We start from the raw sequence: 18,554 nt of genomic DNA, 5'->3' as shown, positions 1-18,554 counted from the left end.
GCCCATCTGACCGGCACACTCGGGTTCGATGCGGCCTTCGACTATCACGACGGCCCGATCGTGGACAGGCTGCGCGAGGCCGCCCCCGAAGGCATCGACGTCTACTTCGACAACGTGGGCGGCCAACAGTTGCATGCCGCGATCGAGGTCATGAACCCGCATGGCCGCATCGCGCTGTGCGGAGCCCTCAACCGGCAGGGCAAGAGCCGTCCTGGCGACGGGCCGGGCGACCTGCTCGGCGTGATCGGCAAGCGCCTCACCATGCGCGGCTTCACCACGAGCGATCATCTTGACCGTGCTCCGGAGTTCGACACGCAGTTCCGTACCTGGCTGAGCGAAGGCGCGATCGTCTACGACGAGACGTTGATCGACGGGCTCGCGAACGCGCCGCAGGCCCTCCTCGATCTCGTGGAGGGCGCATACACCGGGAAGACGGTGGTCCGGCTCGGGACTTGACCTTGACGTGTACGTGAAGCCGTGCGGGTGGACTCGGAGGTGCCTGTGATGCTCATCGGTGAACTGGCCGCGGAGGCCGGAACCACGACCCGTGCCCTGCGCTACTACGAGGAGCAGGGCCTGCTGGAGTGCGGCCGTACGACTGCGGGACATCGCGTGTACGAGCCCGGTGCGACCCTCCGCGTCCGCAACATTCGTGAGCTGCTGGCCTGCGGGTTCACCGTCGAAGACGTGAAGTCGTTGCTGGACCATCTCGACGCTGAGCTGCCCGAGGTGTTCTGCCATGCGCCACCGTGCGCCGCCAGCAACGCCGTCGCCGCGCAGCGGGTGGCTGAGCTGGAGAAGCGCATCGCCACTCTCACCCGGCTGCGCGACAGCCTTGTCCACCGCATGCCCTGGCCGGCGGCACCTGGCGACACCGCAGACGAGCGGGCCACCTGATGACGAGGTGCCGCGGACTGCTATGACCGGATCGTTGGGCTCCTGCTGGGGCGTTGGCACATCGAGCGACAACGCCTGGTGCACGCCTTCAACCGACTCCAGCGCTGCTATGAACGGTGGGAAGTCGCATGATGCTTACCGGTCACAAGTCCGCCGGCAAGTCCGACAATCAGCCCCTGTAGGACCCCAAGTACGGCCGCAAGCGTTGGCTCCATACCAACACGGTCATGTATAGCCACGAACACGGCCCCGAAGGTGAGCGCCGTCACTAGTCCAGAAAAGATCGTCTTGACGAAAGTGAGTGTTCTGTCAGCGCCCCAGGTGGAGATCGCGCTGCTGGCGGTGCGAGCCAGTGCGGGTCGTTCCGCCATTGCAACGAGCCCGAACGCAAGAGCACCGGAGATTGCGAACAAAACCCCGTTGGAGAGCCCGCTCTCAAAAAAGCTTCTTAGCGTCTCTGCACGAGGAGAAAGGTTGCCATAGAAAAGCACTCGACGAGCCTCCTCGAAGACCCCGAAAACGAACCCGACCAGAAGGCCGAACCGGCCACCAAAAATGATCTCCTTTCGGACGCGATGAGCGCCGGATGGAATTTTTCCCCGGAGACCGAGATAGGCACGTCCAGGCGTGTCCTTGAGCCACACCTTCGCAAAGAGGGCAGAGACGATTCCGACCGAGGCTCCCGCCACGAGCGCCAGTGCGACCGCGTCGCCGATCCCATTCGGCAGTGCAAAGAGCCCGTATAGGAGGCCGCCTAGCAGCCCTGTGATGATCCCGACCACGAGCCGCACTGCGCCGGGACGGAGGGTGTAACCGGCCAGGCGCCACCAGGCGAGGTCGCGGGTGTCACGGGTGAGGCGGGCGAGATAGGTCAGCCAGCGTCTCGCTTGGTCGGGATCCCATTTCCGGTGAGGTCTGAAGGGCTCCGCGGGATCGTCCGACGGCAGGCGCGATGCGATAAGGGCGGGGATGAGCTGATCAAAGAGATGGGCACGCAGCGAGGGCGGATCCCGCAACCGGAGGTCATGCAAGATCGGATCCGGGTCGCGTCTGGCAAGGATGTACGTGGCATGGATCAGCCAGAGGCCCAGCGGTGTGGAAGCGATGCCGACCAGCGCCGGCGCTGTTTCCTTGCGTAGTGCATGGAGAACCCCCGTCCAGGTGGGCTTGGGCTTTGGAGGAAGGCAAGCCTCCAGGTAATCGGCGGCCACATCGGGGGTGAGCGGCTGGGGTTCGATGACCGCCGCCGCGGTGAGAACATCCTCGTTCGCCTCGACCGCCTGCCTGAACTCCGTGGAGCGGCTGGTGAGAATCAACTGGTCGCACTCGTCCATCGAACTGTTGAGCGCGGCCAGCGTCATGGTGCGGGCTTTCTCGGGCAGTTCGTCCAACCCATCGAGTACGGGCAGGATCTCGCTGCCCTCCGCCAGGGTACGCGGCGTGTCTGAGCCGGGCCTTTCTGCGCGTAGATCCGGATAATCCATGCCAAGGCACTTGCCCAGCCAGTCGTGGAGCCGTGGGTAGGTCTCGGTGTCCCAGCGGGCCGCTGACAGCAATACCGGGATGGGTTCGCCTGGCTGGCGGGTCTGGATGAGTTCCCGTAGCAGTTGCATCGCCAGGGTCGTCTTCCCTGCGCCTGGGCCGCCGAGAATCACCAGGCGCCGACATCGCAGGGCGCGAAAGCCGCTGGTCAGGTGGGCGATGTCGGCGCCCTGGCCGCTGAACGCCAGTACGCCGCTGGCGATCAGGCGGGGATGGTCCATGAGTTCATCGTGTTCGGTGAGCCGCCACGGGACGGGGATCGGGTGCGGGTCGCCTAGTGACCGCAGGGCGGCCTCGTGTTTCCACTGTGCGCCCACTTGTCGCGCCAGGATGTCCTTGGCCCGTTCGACATCGACGGCGGTCAGGGGCAGGGCCGGCTTTGTCGCCCGCCGCCACCAGGCAATGGCCTTGGGTGCCAACATCAACGTCGTGAGCAGGAGCGCGGCCACCGATCCGATCTTCTCCGCCGGCTCCGGGCCGTGAATTGCCCACGTGGCGACGATGACGATGATCACCACGACGAGCGTTGCCAGGACCGCAACGAGCACCGCCGTAGGCCATTGAGAGCCCCGTTGGCGTCCCATAGCCCCATCCTGCGAACGGTCGCGTCGCCGCGTAACTATGCGGCCCCAATCGAAAGGTTGATCATTAGGAAAGAGTCACGCTCTGGTTCACGCGCAGGCCACGGCCGCACACTGTTAATGCCACAACCGAGGGCGGGCTTCGGCAGTGTCCTTGTGCGCGTCCTTGATGCACTCCCCCGGCCTGAAGGCTGGTGGACAACGTTTCGAAACCTCCCGGTACGCGGGCAGGTCCGTTTTATTCCTGGCCCGAAGGCTGGAGTACTGCGGGCGCATCGGGTAGCTCAGCCCTGGTATCGGGCCGACGATGCCGTCACAGTCCGGCTGCGCCTGCCTCGCCTCGCCTCGCCTCGCCTCGCCTCGCCTCGCCTCGCCGAGAAATTCCGGCTTCCCGCCGGACAATCAGGGGCGAAAGCGTTCTGGAAGACGACCGAGCGGAGCGAGGACGAACGGGGGGCGGGCTTCAGCCCGCCTGGGAGACCGCGCGAGCGAAGCGAGCACCTTTGGTTCGGGGCGGGCGTCAGTCGCGTCACCACCCAGGGGGGCAAGGGGTGGGTGAGCCCGGCCCACCTACTCGGGGATCCAGGGTCAGGGCCAGGTCCTCGCCTCCGCCTCGAACCGGTCGCTCTCCGCGGGCAGCACGCAGAGCAGGTGCCCGCCGGGCGCCCGCAGGATGCGGCACTCCTGCCACCGCGACACCTCCGTCGCGCCGAGCGCCAGCAGCCGCCGGGTCTCGGCCTCGACGTCGTCGGTCTCGATGTCGAGGTGGAGCCTCGGCGCGTCGTCCACCGCCTGGACCGCCACGTCGAGGCCGGGAACGGCACCGTGCAACGAGGTGAACTGCTCGTACCCGGGAAGCGGGTGCGCGCTGGCGCCCAGCGCCGCGGCCCAGAACGCCGACGCCTGCTCGGCCTCGGAGGCGGGGGTGTCGATCAGAAGGGCGTAGACCCGGCTGCGATGCATGTCGATCATCCTAGCCTGGGAGAATTTGTCCGAAATGTCGCCTTATGCGAAGTTTCGACTGCTCTGTGTGCATACACGGTTTATGTACGGGTAGCGCCGTTGCAGTGGCTCCTCACAGGAGGAAACCGTGGACATCAACATAGGCCAGGGCATCACGGATGCCTGGCGGCAGATAGCGACGTTCGTTCCGAAGCTGGTCGCGTTCCTGGTCATCCTCATCATCGGATGGCTCGTGGCCAAGGCGCTGCAGAAGATCGTCGACAAGGTGCTCGAGCGCGTCGGCTTCGACCGGGCGGTGGAGCGCAGCGGCGTGCGGCGCTGGCTGGAACAGAGCAAGTACACCGCCCGGAGCCTGCTCGCCAAGATCGTCTACTATGCGATCCTGCTGGTCACCCTCCAGCTGGCCTTCAGCGTGTTCGGGCCGAACCCGATCTCGTCGATGCTGAACAGCGTGGTGGGCTGGCTGCCCGCGGCCCTGGTCGCCATCGTGATCATCGTGGTGGCGGGCGCCATCGCCATGGGAGTCAGGGACATCATCGCCGGCGCGCTCGGCGGGCTCACCTACGGTCGCTGGGTGGCGACCGCCGCGGCGGTCTTCATCTGGGCGCTGGGCATCATCGCCGCGCTCAACCAGATCGGGGTGGCCACCACGGTCACGACCCCGGTGCTGATCACGGTCCTCGCCACCATCGGCGCGATCGTGGCGATCGGCATCGGCGGCGGGCTCGTCCGCCCGATGCAGCAGCGCTGGGAGCGCTGGCTGAGCCGGATCGAGCGGGAGGCCCCGCAGGCCAGGGCGCACGCGGAGGCGTACCAGCGGGGGCGTGAGGACGCCCGCACGATGGCAGGGGAGCCTGTACGCACCACCCCGGCGACCCCGGGAGCTCCGGGCGCTCCGACCACCCCGCCGCGCTCCGAGATGCCTCCGGACTGAACCGCCCGCCCGCCTGACCCGGGCCGATCGGTCAGGCGGGGAGGCCGTCTTCCAGGAAACCCGCTTCGCGGGCCAGCCAGCAGACCGCCGTCAGCCGGAGCGCCGCCGCGTCCGGCTCGCCGGTGAAGATCCAGTCGCGCTCCCGCAGCTCGTCGAGGAAGCCCAGCAGGTAGTCGCCCAGGGTCTCCCGGTCCAGCGGGATGGCGTCGCGCAGCACCGCCGCGTGCTGGTCGACCGCGGCGACCAGGCCGGGGTCGCCGTCCATCCGGGCGAGCTGGGCATCGCCCAGCGTGTTCATCAGCCAGCGCAGGGGCGAAATCGCCCAACCCTCCTCAAAGACCACCAAACAACCTTAAAGCATCCCCCAAGGTCAGCGGCCCTCCGCGTCGATGTCGGCGAGCGTGCGGCGGGCCACCGCGAAGGCGGCGTTGGCGGCCGGAACCCCGCAGTAGACGGCCGTCTGGAGCAGCACCTCCTTGATCTCCTCGCGCGTGAGCCCGTTCCGCAAAGCCGCGCGAACGTGCATGGCGAGCTCCTCCATCTGCCCCCTGGCCACGAGCGCGGTGAGCGTGACGCAGCTGCGGGTGCGCCGGTCCAGGCCGGGCCGGTTCCAGATGTCGTTCCATGCGTAGCGGGTGATCAGCTCCTGGAATTCGCGGGTGAAGTCGGTGGTGGCAGCGACCGCCCGATCGACGTGCGCGTCCCCGAGCACCTCCCGCCTGGTGCGCATGCCCGCCGCGAAGGCGCCCTCGGCGGGCTCGTCGCTGCGCAGGTGGCCCAGGACGGCGGCGGTCACCGCGTCGGGGCGCTCCACGTTCGCCAGGTGCGAGGCCCTGGGCACCACCGTCAGGGACGCGCCCGGGATGTCGCCGGCCAGCGTGAGCGCGTGGTCGAGCGGCGTGGCCGGGTCCTCGGAGCCGGCGATCACCAGCGTGGGCGCGGTGATCTCCCCCAGGCGGCCGGTCAGGTCGAAGGCGGCGATGGCCTCGCAGCAGGCCGCGTACGACTCGGCGTCCACCTCCACGAACCGGTCGAACACCCCCTGGCCGTCGAAGCCGAGGGTGAACCAGCGGGTCCTCAGCGTCGGCACAAGCGCCGCCAGACCCTTGCCGCGCACCAGCGCCGCCCTCTCCAGCCACGGCCCCGGCTCGCCGAACTTGGCCGACGTGCAGCACAGCACCAGGCTGCGCACGCGGTTCGCAGCTTTGACGGCGATGGTGGAGGCGATCGCACCGCCGAGCGAGACGCCGCCGACCGCGAACCGCTCGTCCCCGACGAGCTCCAGCACGGCCCGCGCCAGGTCGTCGATGGCGAACCCGGCCGCGGCCGGGGCCGAGCCGCCGTGACCCGGCAGGTCGTACCTGAGGACCCGCCAGGACTCGGTGAGCGCGGGGAGCTGCGGCTGCCAGATCTCCATCGTGGTGCCGAGCGAGGGCCCGAGCACCAGCAGCGGCGCGCCGGCCGGGCCGTCGATGCGGTGGTGGAGTTTCACGGTTGCTCCCGGTAGGTGGCGAGGATGCGATCAACGAGCTCGGGGGCCGCCCCCAGGTAAGCCGCAGGATCGAGCAGTTCGGCGTGGTCCTGCAGCGGGCCCTCCGCGGACAGGGCCTCGTCGAGCGCCTTGCGGTCGAGGTGGGCGGCCAGGCGCTCGGCGAGCAGCCGGCCGCCGGTCAGCTCGGCGTTGGCCCGCATCCGGTCGGGGAAGACCCGCAGCCCGGCCACCAGCTCGGCGGCGGTCTCGGCCGCGCCGCCCGTCAGGCGCAGCGCCTCGCGCAGAGGCAGCCACTCCGCCTGCCAGGCCCCCGCGGCCCGCTCGTGCTCGCCGACCTGCCCGAGGATCTGCGCGTACGCGGGCACCTGGAACGCGGCCGACCGGACCAGGACGGACAGGGCGGGATTGCGTTTCTGCGGCATGGCCGACGAGGAGCCGGCCGACGACTCGGCCACCTCCCCCACCTCGGTCTGGGCCATGAGGACGATGTCGGTGGCCGGTTTGCCGAGCGCGCGGGCCGTGGCGGTGAGCGCCGCGCCGAGCTCGGTGACGGGAGAGCGCTCCGCGTGCCACGGCATCGGGGGCGCCGCCAGCCCGATCTCCTCGGCGAACACCTCGGCCAGCAGCAGCGCCGTGCCCGCATCGGCACCCCGCGCGCCCGCTGCCGGGGAAGAAGCGCCCGCGTGCTCGGCGAACGCGGCCAGGGTGCCGGCCGCGCCGCCCAGCTGGGCCGGCAGCCGCAGCTCCCGGAGCCGGGCGCGGGCGCGCATGAGACCGGCCAGCCATCCCGCCGCCTTCAGCCCGAACGTGGTCGGCACCGCCTGCTGCCCCAGCGTCCGCGCGGCCATCACCGTGTCCCGGTGCCGCTCGGCCAGCTCGCTGAGATCCCGCATGATCGCGCTCAGATCGCCCACGATGCCGCGGATCGCCCGCGTGGCCACCAGCATGGCGGCGCTGTCCAGGATGTCCTGGCTGGTCGCCCCCCGGTGCACGGACGACGCCGCGCCCGGCACGGCCCGCCGCAGGTCGGCCACCAGGGGCACGACCGGGTTGGCCGACTGGCGGGCCCGCCGGGCCAGGTCGGCCGGGTCGAGCACCAGCGTGGCGGCCGTCCTGTCGATGGCCGCGGCCGCCTCAGAAGGGATGAGGCCCAGCCGTGCCTGGGCGCGGGCGAGCGCCCCCTCGGCCTCCAGCATGGCCCGCAGCCAGGCCGCGTCCGAGGTGATCGCCTCCGCCCGCGTCCCCGCCCAGACCGGGGCGAGCAAGCCGCCGTCAGAACCCACGCGGTCCACCTCCTCAGTCAAGCCATCATTCACGGCAGGCCCACGTAGTTCTCGGCCAGGGTGGTCGCCGCCGCCTCCGACGAGGTCACGTAGTCCAGGTACGACAGCTGCAGCCGCCGCGCGTACGGGTCCTCATCCTCGAACGTGTGCAGCAGCGTCGTCATCCACCACGAGAAGTGCTGCGCCCGCCACACCCGCTTCAGGCATGCGTCGGAGTAGCCGTCGAGCAGCCCGGTCGAGCCGTCCGCGAAGTACGCGGCCAGCGCCTCGGTCAGCACGCGGACGTCGGCCACGGCCAGGTTGAGCCCCTTGGCGCCGGTCGGCGGCACGATGTGGGCGGCGTCGCCGGCGAGGTAGAGCCGCCCGTACTGCATGGGCTCGGCCACGAACGCCCGCATCGGCGTGACGCCCTTCTCCATGATCTCGCCGGTCGTCAGCGTGAAGCCGGGCACGCTCTCCAGCCGGGCCTTCAGCTCGGCCCAGATCCGCTCGTCGGGCCAGTCCTCGACCCGCGCGTCCGCCGGGACCTGCAGGTAGAAGCGGCTGACGGTGGGCGAGCGCATGCTGTGCAGGGCGAAGCCGCGCTCGGTCCTGGTGTAGATCAGCTCTTCCGACGAGGGCGCCACCCTGGCCAGGATGCCCAGCCAGGCGAAGGGATAGTCCCGCTCGTAAACGCTCAGAACGCCCTCCGGGATGGCCGGCCTGGACACGCCGTGGAAGCCGTCGCACCCGGCGATCACGTCGCAGTCGAGCCGCTCGCCGCCGAAAGTCAGATAGGGCCCAGAATCCAGCGAGTGCGCCTCCGCGTCCTCGACCTCGAACCTGATGTCACCGCCCGCCGCCAGCCTGGCCGCGATCAGGTCCTTGACCACCTCCTGCTGCCCGTACACGGTGATGGACCTGCCCGGCACGAGCTTCTCGAACGCGATGCGGTGGCCCGCGCCCCCGTACCTGAGCTCGATGCCGTGGTGCGGCAGCCCCTCGCGCAGCAGGCGCTCGCCGACGCCCGCCTCGACCAGCGTGTCCACCGTGCCCTGCTCCAGCACCCCGGCCCGCACCCGCCGCTCGACGTAGTCGCGGCTGCGCTTCTCCAGCACCACGGAGGTGATGCCGCGCAGGTGGAGCAAGTGGGAAAGGAGCAGCCCGGCGGGGCCTGCCCCGATGATCCCGACCTGAGTTCGCATGAGGGAAGCATCCTGCCTCGACCCTGTTTCAGCCGAGATATCCCTTCCGCTCAGTGGAAGAACCGTGCAGGATTGGCGCATGGCAGGCGGGGCCCGGGAGGGCGGGCGCTCGGTGACGTCCAAGGTGCTGGCCATCCTGGGCGCGTTCGACTCCGCCCATCCGCAGCTCACGCTGACCGACGTGGCCCGGCGCAGCGGGCTGCCGCTGAGCACGGCGCACCGGCTGGTCGCCGAGCTGGAGGAGTGGCAGGCGCTGAGCCGCGCGCCCGACGGGCGGCTGCGGGTCGGGCTGCGGCTGTGGGAGCTGGGCCAGCTCGCGCCCGGCCGGCTCCACGACCTGGCCCATCCGTGGCTGCAGGAGCTGTTCGCGACCACGCGCGAGAACGTGCACCTGGCCGTGCGCGACGGGCTCGAGGTGCTGTACGTGGACAAGGTGTACGGCCGGCGGGCGGTGCCGATCGTGTCGCGGACGGGCGGCCGGCTGCCGATGCACCCGACGGGTGTGGGCAAGGCGCTGCTGGCGTACGAGCCGGACTGGTTCGTGAAGTCCTATCTCGCGCGCAAGCTCGAACGGCCCACCCCGCACACGATCACCGAGCCGGGCCGGCTGGCCAGGGAGCTGGCCGTCGTATGGGCCCAGGGGTACGCGCTGACGTACGAGGAGATGACCCTGGGCACCTGCTCGGCGGCGGCGCCGATCCTGGTGGACGGGCGGCCCGTGGCGGCCCTGGGCATCGTGCTGTCCTCACGGCGCGCCCGCGAGCTGCCCCGGCTGATCGACCCCCTGCTGAGCACCGCGGCGGCGATCGCGGCGGCTATTCCCCCAGCCGCTGGATCCGGTCCTTGAACAGGGTCGTGGCGATGGCCGCCTTGTGCGGCTGCCCCTTGAGGAACGCCTGCGCGAAGCTCTTCGCCTGCTCGTAGGTGACCTTGGCCGGCATGGGCGGCTCGTTCGGGTTCACGTCCACGTCCACCAGCGCCGGGCCGTCGTGCGCGAGCGCCTGGCCGATCGCCATGGCGACGTCCTCCGACTTGGTGACCTTGGCCCCGAACCCGCCGCACGACCTCGCCCAGGCCGAGAAGTCGGCCTCCGGCTCGGGGAAGCGCACCCCGTGCTCCGGGTAGCCGAGCACCATCTGCTCCCACAGGATCTGCCCGAGCGAGTTGTTGTTGTTGATGATCACCTTGACCGGCAGCCGCTGCTGGACCGCCGTCAGGAACTCGCCCATCAGCATCGTGAACCCGCCGTCTCCGACGTACGCGATGACCTGCCGTCCGGGGTAGGCGTGCTGCATGGCGATGGCGTACGGCAGCCCGGGGGCCATCGTCGCCAGCGTCCCGGACAGGTAGAACTGGCGCTCGCCGCGGATCGTCCAGTGCCGGGCGGCCCAGGTGGCGATGGTGCCGCTGTCGCAGGTCATGATGGCGTCGTCGGTGGCGAGCTCGTCCACGATGGACACGACGTACTGGGGCGCGATGGGATCCCGGTCCGGGTTCTCCAGAGCGTCCATGTCGGCCCGCCACTTGTCCATCATCTCCTGATATTTCCGCAGGTGAGCGTGGCGGTCCCGGGCGGTGAGCAGCGGCAGCAGCGCCCGCAGCCCCTCCTTCGCGTCGCACACCACGGGCACGTCGGTCGCGATCCGCGCCCCCGCCCTGGTCGGGTCCGCCTCGAACTGCACCACCCGCGCCTGCTCCGGCAGGAACTTGGAGTAGGGGAAGTTCGTGCCGACCATGAAGAGCACGTCGGCCTCGTCCATCAGCTCCTCGCTCGGCCGGGTGCCGAGCAGCCCGATCCCGCCCGTCGTGTACGGCGAGTCGTCCGGGATGACCGCCTTGCCGGGCAGCGTCTTGGCCACGGGAGCACCGAGCGCCTCGGCCACGGCCAGCACCTCCTGCCGGGCGTGCAGCGCCCCCTGCCCGACGAGCATGGCGGGGCGCCGGGCGTTGTTGAGCACCTCGGCCGCCCATTCGACGTCCTCCTGGCGCGGCAGGCCGGACGGGCGCAGGTAGAGGGGCGCGGTCTCCGGCAGCCGCGCCGGTGCCACGGTCCGGTACGGGGCCATCCCCGCCTCGGCCACCTGCAGGTCGTTGGGCAGCGTGAGGTGGGCGACCCCGCGCCGCGCGTAGGCGGTCCTGATCGCCAGGTCCACCAGCGAGGGCAGCTGCGCCGGGTTGGTGATCATCATGTTGTACTCGGCCACGTCCTCGTACAGCCGGTCGAGGTGCACCTCCTGCTGGTAGCCCGTGCCCAGCACGGACGTCTCCTGCATGCCCGTGATCGCCAGCACGGGCACGTGGTCCAGCTTGGCGTCGTAGAGGCCGTTGAGCAGGTGGATGCCGCCGGGCCCCGAGGTGGCCAGGCACACGCCGATCCGGCCGGTGGCCTTGGCGTAGCCGGTGGCCATGAAGGCGGCCGCCTCCTCGTGGTGGACGAGGACGAAGCGCACCCGGTCACGGTGACGCCGCAGCCCTTCCATGATGCCGTTGATGCCGTCGCCCGGCATGCCGAAAACGGTGTCGACACCCCACTCGGCGAGCCGCTCTACCAGGGATTCCGCTGCGATTCGAGCCATGGGAGCCGCTCTACCCCGCTCCGCAGGTCGCAGACGCTTTTACCCGATTCCTTGTCATTTCTAGGCATTCGCGGGTAGAGGGGCGTCATGCGCATTCTGGTCACGGGAGCAACGGGCACGCTGGGCGGCGCCCTGGTGCCCGCGCTGCTCAGGTCGGGCCACCGGGTGCGGGCGCTGAGCCGTACCAAGCGCGAGACCCGCGGGAACGTCGAGTGGATGTGGGGAGACCTCGTCTCCGGCAACGGCCTCGCGGAGGCCGTACGCGACGTGGACGTCATCGCGCACCTGGCCACCGGCGGCCGCAAGGGCCGCGGCGCCGTGGACGTGGCCGGGACGCGCAAGCTGGTCGCCGCCGCCCGCCAGGCGGGGTACCCGCACCTGCTGTACGCCTCGTGCGTCGGGGCCGACAGCGTGGCCAGCGGCCACCTCCGGCACAAGCTGGAGGCCGAACGGCTGGTCTCGGAGAGCGAGCTGGGCTGGACGATCCTGCGCTCCACCCACTTCCAGCAGACGCTCGACCGGCGGCTGAGCGACTTCGAGTCGCTCCCCGTGCTCGCCGTGGACCGCTCGATGCCCTGGCAGCCGGTCCACACGGGCGAGGTGGCGGCCCGCCTCAACGAGCTGATCGCCGCGGGCCCCGCGATGGACGAGATCGAGTACGGCGGCCCCCAAGTGCTCAACACGGACGAACTGGTCAGGACCTGGCTGGAGGCCAAGGGCCTGCACCGCCCCTGCCTGCCCGTGCGCTTCCCCGGCAGCCTGTACGCGGCCCAGCGCGCCGGCGAGCTGCTGACCGACGCCGAGCCCAAGGGCCGGATCACCTGGCACGACCACCTCTTCCCGCAGCCGGTCGAGGTTTCCGACGACTTCGCCTCGGAGCACACCGCCTCGCCCACCAGCCCCGCCAACCAGCCGGAGCAGGACCCCGACCTGCACGTCTACGGAGGCGACGAGGGCTACGAGCGCCCCACCCGCGGCTGACTCCTTTACGTAGTCGTTACGTAACGCCCCCTTGATGGGCATTCGGCTACCTATGTACGGTCCTTTCATTGCCACTTAACAACTTGTTCAGTGCAGCCAATCGAGAGGTTCGATGACGGAGTCGGAGAACGCCCGCTTGGGTGCGCGAATCCGCGCCTACCGCAACATGCGCCGCATGACCGTGCGCGCACTCGCGGCGGAGGCCAGGGCGAGCGCGAGCTTCATCAGCCAGCTGGAGCGCGGGCAGACCAGCTCCAGCATCGGGATGCTCAGGCGAATCGCCTCGGCTCTCGGGCTCACGGTCGCGGATCTGTTCAACGAGGAGGACGAGGTCGGCCACCGGGTGGTGCGCCGCGACGCGCGTCCGGAGCTGCACACGGCTCCCGGCACGCGCAAGTTCCTGATCTCCCAGCGTCCGCTCCAGAACGTGGAGGTGTACGCCGGGGAATTCGATCCGGGCTCGTCCACCGGGGACGAACCGTACACCCACGGCGACTCCCAGGAGATCTTCCTGGTCATCCGCGGGCGGATCACTCTCTGGCTCGGACCCAACGGCTCTGCCGCCGCACACGTGCTGGAGCCCGGGGACACCGTGGAGTACCGCACGTCGGTCCCCCACCGGATCGTCAACGAGAGTGACGAGACCGCCGAGGTCCTCTGGGTGGTCGCCCCACCTACTACATCCTCCTGAACCCCAGCTATACCTGCCCTAGGGGGTAACCCATGCCGAAGCACCCAGCGCGACTGGCCGCCATGGCCGGCGTCGCGGCTTCGCTCCTGCTCGCGACCGCCTGCGGAGCCGGCTCTGCGGCGCCCGCCTCGATCGACCTCGGGTCGGGACCCGCCAAGTCGGGCACGATCAAGAAGGACGCTCTGAGCGGCCTCAACATGACCTTCGTCTCCTACGGAGGCGTCTACCAGGAGGGCCAGCAGAAGGCGGCGGTGGACCCGTTCGCCCAGGAGTCGGGCGCCAAGATCCTCCAGGACGGCCCGACCGACTACGCCAAGATCAAGGCCCAGGTCGACTCCTCCAACGTCACCTGGGACGTGATCGACGCCGACTCCATCTGGGCCGATGCCCAGTGCGGCAAGCTGCTCCAGCCGCTGGACTACGCGATCATCGACAAGTCCAAGGTCCCCGAGGGCCTGTCCGGCCAGTGCACCGTCCCGGCGATGCAGTACGGCATGGTGCTCGTCTACAACAAGGACAAGTTCGGCGCCAACCCGCCCAAGGGCTGGAAGGACTTCTTCGACACGACGAAGTTCCCCGGCAAGCGCGCCATCTCCGGCAACCCCGGCGACTCGGCGCCCGGCCCGTTCGAGGGCGCGCTGATCGCCGACGGCGTGGCGCCCGACCAGCTCTACCCGCTGGACGTCGACCGGGCGACCAAGAAGCTGGAGTCGGTCCGCTCCAACCTGGTCTTCTGGAAGACCGGCGCGGAGGCCCAGCAGCTGCTGGAGTCCGGCGAGGTGGACATGGGGATGGTCTGGAGCGGCCGGGCCTACGCCGCCGTCAAGAACGGCGCGCCGTTCCAGGTCGCGTGGGACCAGTGGATGCCGATCATGGACTCGCTGGCCGTGCCGAAGAACGCCAAGAACCCGAAGGCGTCGATGGCGCTGATCAACTACTACCTGGGGGCTCAGCAGCAGGCCAAGCTGACGGAGCTGACCTCGTACTCGCCGATCAACACCGACGCCAAGCCGAGCCTCGACCAGACCGGCCAGGCGTTCCTGACCACCGCTCCGGGCGTCCCGGAGAAGGCACTCAAGATCGACTCCAAGTGGTGGGCCGAACACCAGCCGGAGATGATCGAGAAGTGGTCGGCCTGGCTCGGCGGCTGATCGCGGATGGCCTCCACCCTGCAGGCGGTAGCCCCGCCCGCCGCCGCAAGGCAGCCGGCGGACCCTGAGCGCCGCCCGGCGCTCCTGGTCCTGCCGGCGCTGGTGGCGCTCGCCGTCTTCTTCCTGTTTCCGCTGATCTCGATGGTGATCAGCGCGTTCACCGATCCGGTGCCCGGTCTGGGGAACTTCACCTGGTTCTTCAGCGAGTCCCAGAACCTGCGGGTGCTCGGGCGCACGTTCACCACCGCCCTGTGGGTGACGGTGGTCGCGCTGATCCTGTCGTACCCGTACGCGTACGCCATGACGATCGCCGGCCCGCGGGCCAGGGCCGTGCTGACGCTGCTGGTGCTGGTGCCATTCTGGACCAGCCTGATGGTGCGGACCTTCGCGTGGGTGATCCTGCTGCAGGACACCGGCGTGGTGAACGACCTGCTCGGGACCATCGGGCTGGGTCCGTTCAGCCTGATCCGCACCCAGACGGGCGTCGTGATCGGGATGGTGCAGCTGCTGATGCCGTTCATGGTGCTGCCGCTCTACGCGGTGATGAGCGGGATCGACCGGCGGCTGCTCACCGCGGCGGGCAGCATGGGAGCGCGGCCCGTCAAGGCGTTCCTCGACGTCTACGTGCCGCTGTCGCTGCCCGGGGTGTCGGCGGGGTGCCTGACCGTGTTCATCAGCGCGCTCGGGTTCTACGTCACGCCCGCGCTGCTCGGCTCCCCCACCGACGCGCTGCTCTCCCAGCAGATCTTCACGCAGGTCAACGGCCTGCTGAAGTGGGGGCGCGGCGGCGCCATGGGCGTGGTCCTGCTCGGGCTCACGCTGGCCATGATCGCGCTGCTGGCGGTCACGCTGCGCCGCGCCGGGAAGAAGGTGACCGGATGAGCGGCCGGGTGGGACGCGGGGCGCTGTGGGCGTTCTGCGCGCTGGTCGGCGTCTGGCTGGTGGCCCCCGCGCTGATCGTGGTGCCGCTCAGCTTCACCTCGAAGGCGTCGCTCAAGTTCCCGCCGGACGGCTGGTCCACCCGCTGGTACGAGCACTTCTTCGGCGACCCGGCCTGGATGTCGGCCCTGTGGACCTCGCTCGAGGTGGGCCTGCTGGTCACCGTCGTCGCCACCACGCTCGGAACGGCGGCGGCGCTCGGCCTGACCCGGGCCAGGATGCGCGGGCTCGCGCTGGTCCAGGGGTCGATGCTGGCCCCGATGATCGTGCCCGGGGTCGTGCTGGCCATCGGCGTCTACGCCGTGTTCCTGAAGCTGCAGCTCGTCGGGACGCTCATGGGCTTCGTCATGGCGCACACCGTGCTGGCGCTGCCGTTCGTGATGATCCCGGTGACCGCGTCGCTGAGCGGGTTCGACCGGCGGCTGGAGAGCGCGGCGGCCAGCCTGGGCGCGGGCCGCTGGACCACCTTCCGCACCGTGACGCTGCCGCTGGTCGCCCCAGGCGTGGCCGCGGGCGCGCTGTTCGCGTTCGTCACGAGCTTCGACGAGGTGGTCGTCTCGCTGTTCATCCAGAGCCCCTACCTGCAGACCCTGCCGGTGAAGATGTACGCGAGCGTCACCCGCGAGACCGACCCGACCATCGCCGCGGCGGCCACGATGATCATCGTGCTGACCACGAGCCTCGTCCTGATCGCCACCTTCTTCGTCGCCAGGAGGTCACGTGCCCACCAGTAACGATCTCGCCGCCCGCGGCGCCGGCATCGAGCTGACCGGACTGACCAAGCGCTACGGCGACTTCGTCGCCGTGGACGACGTCTCGCTGTCGATCAAGCCGGGCGAGTTCATCACGCTGCTCGGGCCGAGCGGCTCGGGCAAGACGACCACGCTGAACATCATCGCCGGCTTCGACCACCCCACCACCGGCGAGCTGACCGTGGACGGGACCGCCATCGCCGCGACGCCCGCCCACAAACGGGACATGGGCATGGTCTTCCAGCACTACGCCCTGTTCCCGCACATGACGGTTGCCGAGAACATCGCGTACCCGCTCAAACAGCGCAAGGTGCCCAAGGCCCGCCGCGCCGAGCTGGTCGCGGCCGCGCTGGCCACCGTCCACCTCGGCGAGTACGGCCACCGCTACCCGCGCGAGCTGTCCGGCGGCCAGCAGCAGCGCGTGGCCGTGGCCCGCGCCATCGTCTACAGCCCGCGCGTGCTGCTGATGGACGAGCCCCTGGGCGCGCTGGACAAGAAGCTGCGCGACTGGCTCCAGCTCGAGATCAAGCGCATCCACGGCGAGCTCGGCACCACGTTCGTGTACGTCACGCACGACCAGGACGAGGCGCTGGTGCTGTCGGACCGGATCGCGGTCTTCAACCAAGGCCGCATCGAGCAGGTCGGGCCCGCCGAGGAGCTGTACGAGCGGCCCGCCACGCTGTTCGTGGCCCGCTTCCTCGGCGAGTCGACGATCCTGCGCGGCGACGTCACGCCCGACGGCATCGGCGTGTGCGCGCGGCTGCTGCGGGCGCCCGCCCTGCCCGACAGCCTGCCCGACGGCCTGGCCAACAAGGCGGGCGCGCTCGTCGTACGCCCGGAGCGGCTGGCCGTGCGCGAGGCGGGTTTCTCCCCCGATGCGGAATGGAACGCCCTGCCGGCCACCGTCACCGGCGAGATTTACCTGGGCTCCAGCAGGAAGCTGGAGCTGAGGCTGCCCGACGGCTCGTCCGCGCTGGTGCGCGAGCAGGCCGGCAGCCTCAGCGACGCCCGTGGCGGCGACGAGGTCACCCTCACGTGGCGCGTCGCCGACTCCGTCCTGCTGCCCGACTCGCCCGATGTGGAGGCTGTGCTCACGTGAAAGGCATCCCGCTCACCAAGGACTTCGCCAACGGCGGCGTCTCGTTCTGGTACCGGCAGATCGGCCTGCCGGACCGGCGTCCCCCGCTGCCGGGGTCGCGCTCGTACGACGTGGCCATCGTCGGCGGCGGCTACACCGGCCTGTGGACCGCGTACTACCTGAAGAAGGCCGAGCCGGGGCTGCGGATCGCGATCCTGGAGAAGGAGTTCGCCGGGTTCGGCGCGTCGGGGCGCAACGGCGGGTGGCTGTCGGCGGAGTTCGCCGGGTCGCGCAAGCGGTACGCCAAGGCGCGCGGCCGGCAGCCGATGATCGACCTGCAGCACGCGATGTTCCACGCCGTGGACGAGGTCATCGAGGTGACCCGCGAGGAGGCCATCGACGCCGACATCCACAAGGGCGGCCTCGTCCACGTCGCGACGAACCCGGCCCAGCGCCGCCGGCTGCGCGCGGAGCTCGATGACCTGCGTACCTGGGGGTACGGCGAGGACGACCTGCGGCTGATGGACCGCGACGAGCAGCGCGAGCGCGTGCAGGTGGCCGGCACCCTGGAGGCCACCTACTCGCCGCACTGCGCCCGTATCCAGCCCGCCAAACTGGCCGTCGGCCTGGCCGAGGCGGTCGCCCGGCTCGGGGTGGACATCTTCGAGGACACCACGGTCACGAAGATCATCCCGCGGCGGGACGGCAGCCAGGCGGCGGCGGTCACCACGCGCGGGGCGGTCACGGCGGACTACGTCATCCGCGCCACCGAGGGCTTCACCGCCTCGCTGGCCGGGCAGCACCGCCAGTGGCTGCCGATGAACAGCTCCATGATCGTCACCGAGCCGCTGTCGCCCGAGGTGTGGAAGCACATCGGCTGGCAGGGTAACGAGCTGCTCGGGGACGAGGCGCACGCCTACATCTACGCGCAGCGCACCGCCGACGACCGCATCGCGATCGGCGGGCGGGGGGTGCCCTACCGGTACGGCTCGCGTACCGACGTGCGGGGCGCCACGCAGCCGCAGACGGTCGCGCTGCTGTGGCGGATGCTGGTCAAGCTCTTCCCCGCGGCGGCGGACGCGCGGATCCAGCACTCCTGGTGCGGCGTGCTGGGCGTGCCGCGCGACTGGTGCTCGACGGTGCACCTGGACCACGCGACCGGCCTGGGCTGGGCGGGCGGCTACGTCGGCAGCGGCGTCACGACCACCAACCTGGCCGGCCGCACCCTGCGCGACCTGGTGCTGCGCCAGGACACCGAGCTGACGGCCCTGCCCTGGGTGGGCCGCCAGGTGCGCCAGTGGGAGCCCGAGCCGCTGCGGTGGACGGGGGTGCAGCTCATCTACGCGCTCTTCCGCGCCGCCGACCGGCAGGAGAACGACCACGGCACCACGACGTCGCCGTTCGCGCGGCTGGCGAACCTGATCTCCGGCCGCTGACGCGTCTCCCCGGGGCGTGCTCAACGCTCCGGGGATCCGGCACGCGCTCAGCGCTCTTAGGGCCCTGCGCGCGC

At 70.3% G+C, this 18,554-nt stretch carries 18 protein-coding genes; 11 read left to right on the top strand and 7 right to left on the bottom strand.

The genetic code is table 11. The features are described from left to right. Together ACIHFD_RS03970 and ACIHFD_RS03965 are read left to right on the top strand one after the other, a co-directional pair. Positions 1-456, top strand: a 456-nt coding sequence (locus tag ACIHFD_RS03970) for a zinc-binding dehydrogenase (RefSeq protein WP_397365451.1), incomplete at its 5' end; no start/stop codon positions are given. Positions 457-504: 48 nt separating this feature from the next. Beyond that, on the top strand, positions 505-897 hold the full coding sequence (locus tag ACIHFD_RS03965) for a MerR family transcriptional regulator (RefSeq protein ID WP_397365450.1): 393 nt from the start codon (positions 505-507) through the stop codon (positions 895-897). Positions 898-1,004: 107 nt separating this feature from the next. Here ACIHFD_RS03965 and ACIHFD_RS03960 read toward each other — a convergent pair whose 3' ends face one another. Both ACIHFD_RS03960 and ACIHFD_RS03955 read right to left on the bottom strand, forming a co-directional pair. Then, the gene (locus ACIHFD_RS03960) at positions 1,005-2,987 is read right to left on the bottom strand and encodes an NACHT domain-containing protein (protein ID WP_397365449.1); all 1,983 of its coding nucleotides are present in this window, start codon (positions 2,985-2,987) and stop codon (positions 1,005-1,007) included. 621 nt (positions 2,988-3,608) lie between these two features. Then, positions 3,609-3,983, bottom strand: a complete 375-nt coding sequence (locus ACIHFD_RS03955) for a VOC family protein (protein WP_350722068.1) — start codon at positions 3,981-3,983, stop codon at positions 3,609-3,611. A 133-nt stretch (positions 3,984-4,116) separates the two neighbouring features. Between ACIHFD_RS03955 and ACIHFD_RS03950 the strand changes: the two genes are divergently transcribed. Beyond that, positions 4,117-4,917, top strand: a complete 801-nt coding sequence (locus ACIHFD_RS03950; protein ID WP_397365475.1) for a hypothetical protein — start codon at positions 4,117-4,119, stop codon at positions 4,915-4,917. 31 nt (positions 4,918-4,948) lie between these two features. Here ACIHFD_RS03950 and ACIHFD_RS03945 read toward each other — a convergent pair whose 3' ends face one another. The 4 genes from ACIHFD_RS03945 to ACIHFD_RS03930 are packed head-to-tail and all read right to left on the bottom strand — an operon-like array spanning position 4,949 to position 8,876. After that, entirely contained in the window at positions 4,949-5,260 is a 312-nt protein-coding gene (locus ACIHFD_RS03945) for a DUF6401 family natural product biosynthesis protein (RefSeq protein WP_350722072.1), read from the bottom strand. Between the two features lie 27 nt (positions 5,261-5,287). After that, entirely contained in the window at positions 5,288-6,409 is a 1,122-nt protein-coding gene (gene pcaC / locus ACIHFD_RS03940) for a 4-carboxymuconolactone decarboxylase (protein WP_397365448.1), read from the bottom strand. Beyond that, a complete protein-coding gene (locus tag ACIHFD_RS03935) occupies positions 6,406-7,692 on the bottom strand; it encodes a lyase family protein (RefSeq protein ID WP_397365447.1) in 1,287 nt (428 codons plus the stop codon). Before ACIHFD_RS03935 ends, pcaC begins: the two co-directional genes overlap by 4 nt. 29 nt (positions 7,693-7,721) lie before the next feature. After that, positions 7,722-8,876, bottom strand: a complete 1,155-nt coding sequence (locus ACIHFD_RS03930; RefSeq protein WP_397365446.1) for a 4-hydroxybenzoate 3-monooxygenase — start codon at positions 8,874-8,876, stop codon at positions 7,722-7,724. Between the two features lie 79 nt (positions 8,877-8,955). On the opposite strand from ACIHFD_RS03930, the gene ACIHFD_RS03925 reads away from it, so the two are divergent. Continuing rightward, entirely contained in the window at positions 8,956-9,723 is a 768-nt protein-coding gene (locus tag ACIHFD_RS03925; RefSeq protein WP_397365445.1) for an IclR family transcriptional regulator, read from the top strand. On the opposite strand, the gene ACIHFD_RS03920 is transcribed toward ACIHFD_RS03925, so the two are convergent. Next, positions 9,692-11,452: a thiamine pyrophosphate-dependent enzyme gene (locus ACIHFD_RS03920; protein WP_397365444.1), complete on the bottom strand. Its 1,761-nt coding sequence runs from the start codon at positions 11,450-11,452 to the stop codon at positions 9,692-9,694. The genes ACIHFD_RS03925 and ACIHFD_RS03920 overlap by 32 nt on opposite strands. Positions 11,453-11,539: 87 nt before the next feature. Here ACIHFD_RS03920 and ACIHFD_RS03915 point away from each other — a divergent pair, with 87 nt between their 5' ends. The 7 genes from ACIHFD_RS03915 to ACIHFD_RS03885 all read left to right on the top strand — a co-directional run bounded on the left by ACIHFD_RS03915 (position 11,540) and on the right by ACIHFD_RS03885 (position 18,480). Next, a complete protein-coding gene (locus ACIHFD_RS03915; RefSeq protein WP_397365443.1) occupies positions 11,540-12,433 on the top strand; it encodes an SDR family oxidoreductase in 894 nt (297 codons plus the stop codon). 112 nt (positions 12,434-12,545) lie between these two features. Then, the gene (locus ACIHFD_RS03910) at positions 12,546-13,124 is read left to right on the top strand and encodes a helix-turn-helix domain-containing protein (RefSeq protein ID WP_397365442.1); all 579 of its coding nucleotides are present in this window, start codon (positions 12,546-12,548) and stop codon (positions 13,122-13,124) included. Positions 13,125-13,156: 32 nt separating this feature from the next. Next, the gene (locus ACIHFD_RS03905; RefSeq protein ID WP_397365441.1) at positions 13,157-14,275 is read left to right on the top strand and encodes an ABC transporter substrate-binding protein; all 1,119 of its coding nucleotides are present in this window, start codon (positions 13,157-13,159) and stop codon (positions 14,273-14,275) included. A gap of 6 nt (positions 14,276-14,281) precedes the next feature. Next, positions 14,282-15,157 (top strand): ABC transporter permease, encoded by an 876-nt coding sequence (locus ACIHFD_RS03900; protein ID WP_350722086.1) that lies wholly within the window; start codon positions 14,282-14,284, stop codon positions 15,155-15,157. Beyond that, entirely contained in the window at positions 15,154-15,948 is a 795-nt protein-coding gene (locus ACIHFD_RS03895) for an ABC transporter permease (RefSeq protein ID WP_397365440.1), read from the top strand. Before ACIHFD_RS03900 ends, ACIHFD_RS03895 begins: the two co-directional genes overlap by 4 nt. Continuing rightward, complete coding sequence (locus ACIHFD_RS03890; protein ID WP_397365439.1) at positions 15,935-17,065, top strand: ABC transporter ATP-binding protein; 1,131 nt, start codon at positions 15,935-15,937, stop codon at positions 17,063-17,065. The genes ACIHFD_RS03895 and ACIHFD_RS03890 overlap by 14 nt, the downstream gene beginning before the upstream one ends. After that, on the top strand, positions 17,062-18,480 hold the full coding sequence (locus ACIHFD_RS03885) for an NAD(P)/FAD-dependent oxidoreductase (RefSeq protein ID WP_397365438.1): 1,419 nt from the start codon (positions 17,062-17,064) through the stop codon (positions 18,478-18,480). The genes ACIHFD_RS03890 and ACIHFD_RS03885 overlap by 4 nt, the downstream gene beginning before the upstream one ends. Positions 18,481-18,554: the final 74 nt, after the last annotated feature.

It is taken from the genome of Nonomuraea sp. NPDC051941, from assembly GCF_044593615.1.
Note: the sequence above shows the minus strand (reverse complement) of the source record. Positions and strands in the feature narration are given on the sequence as shown.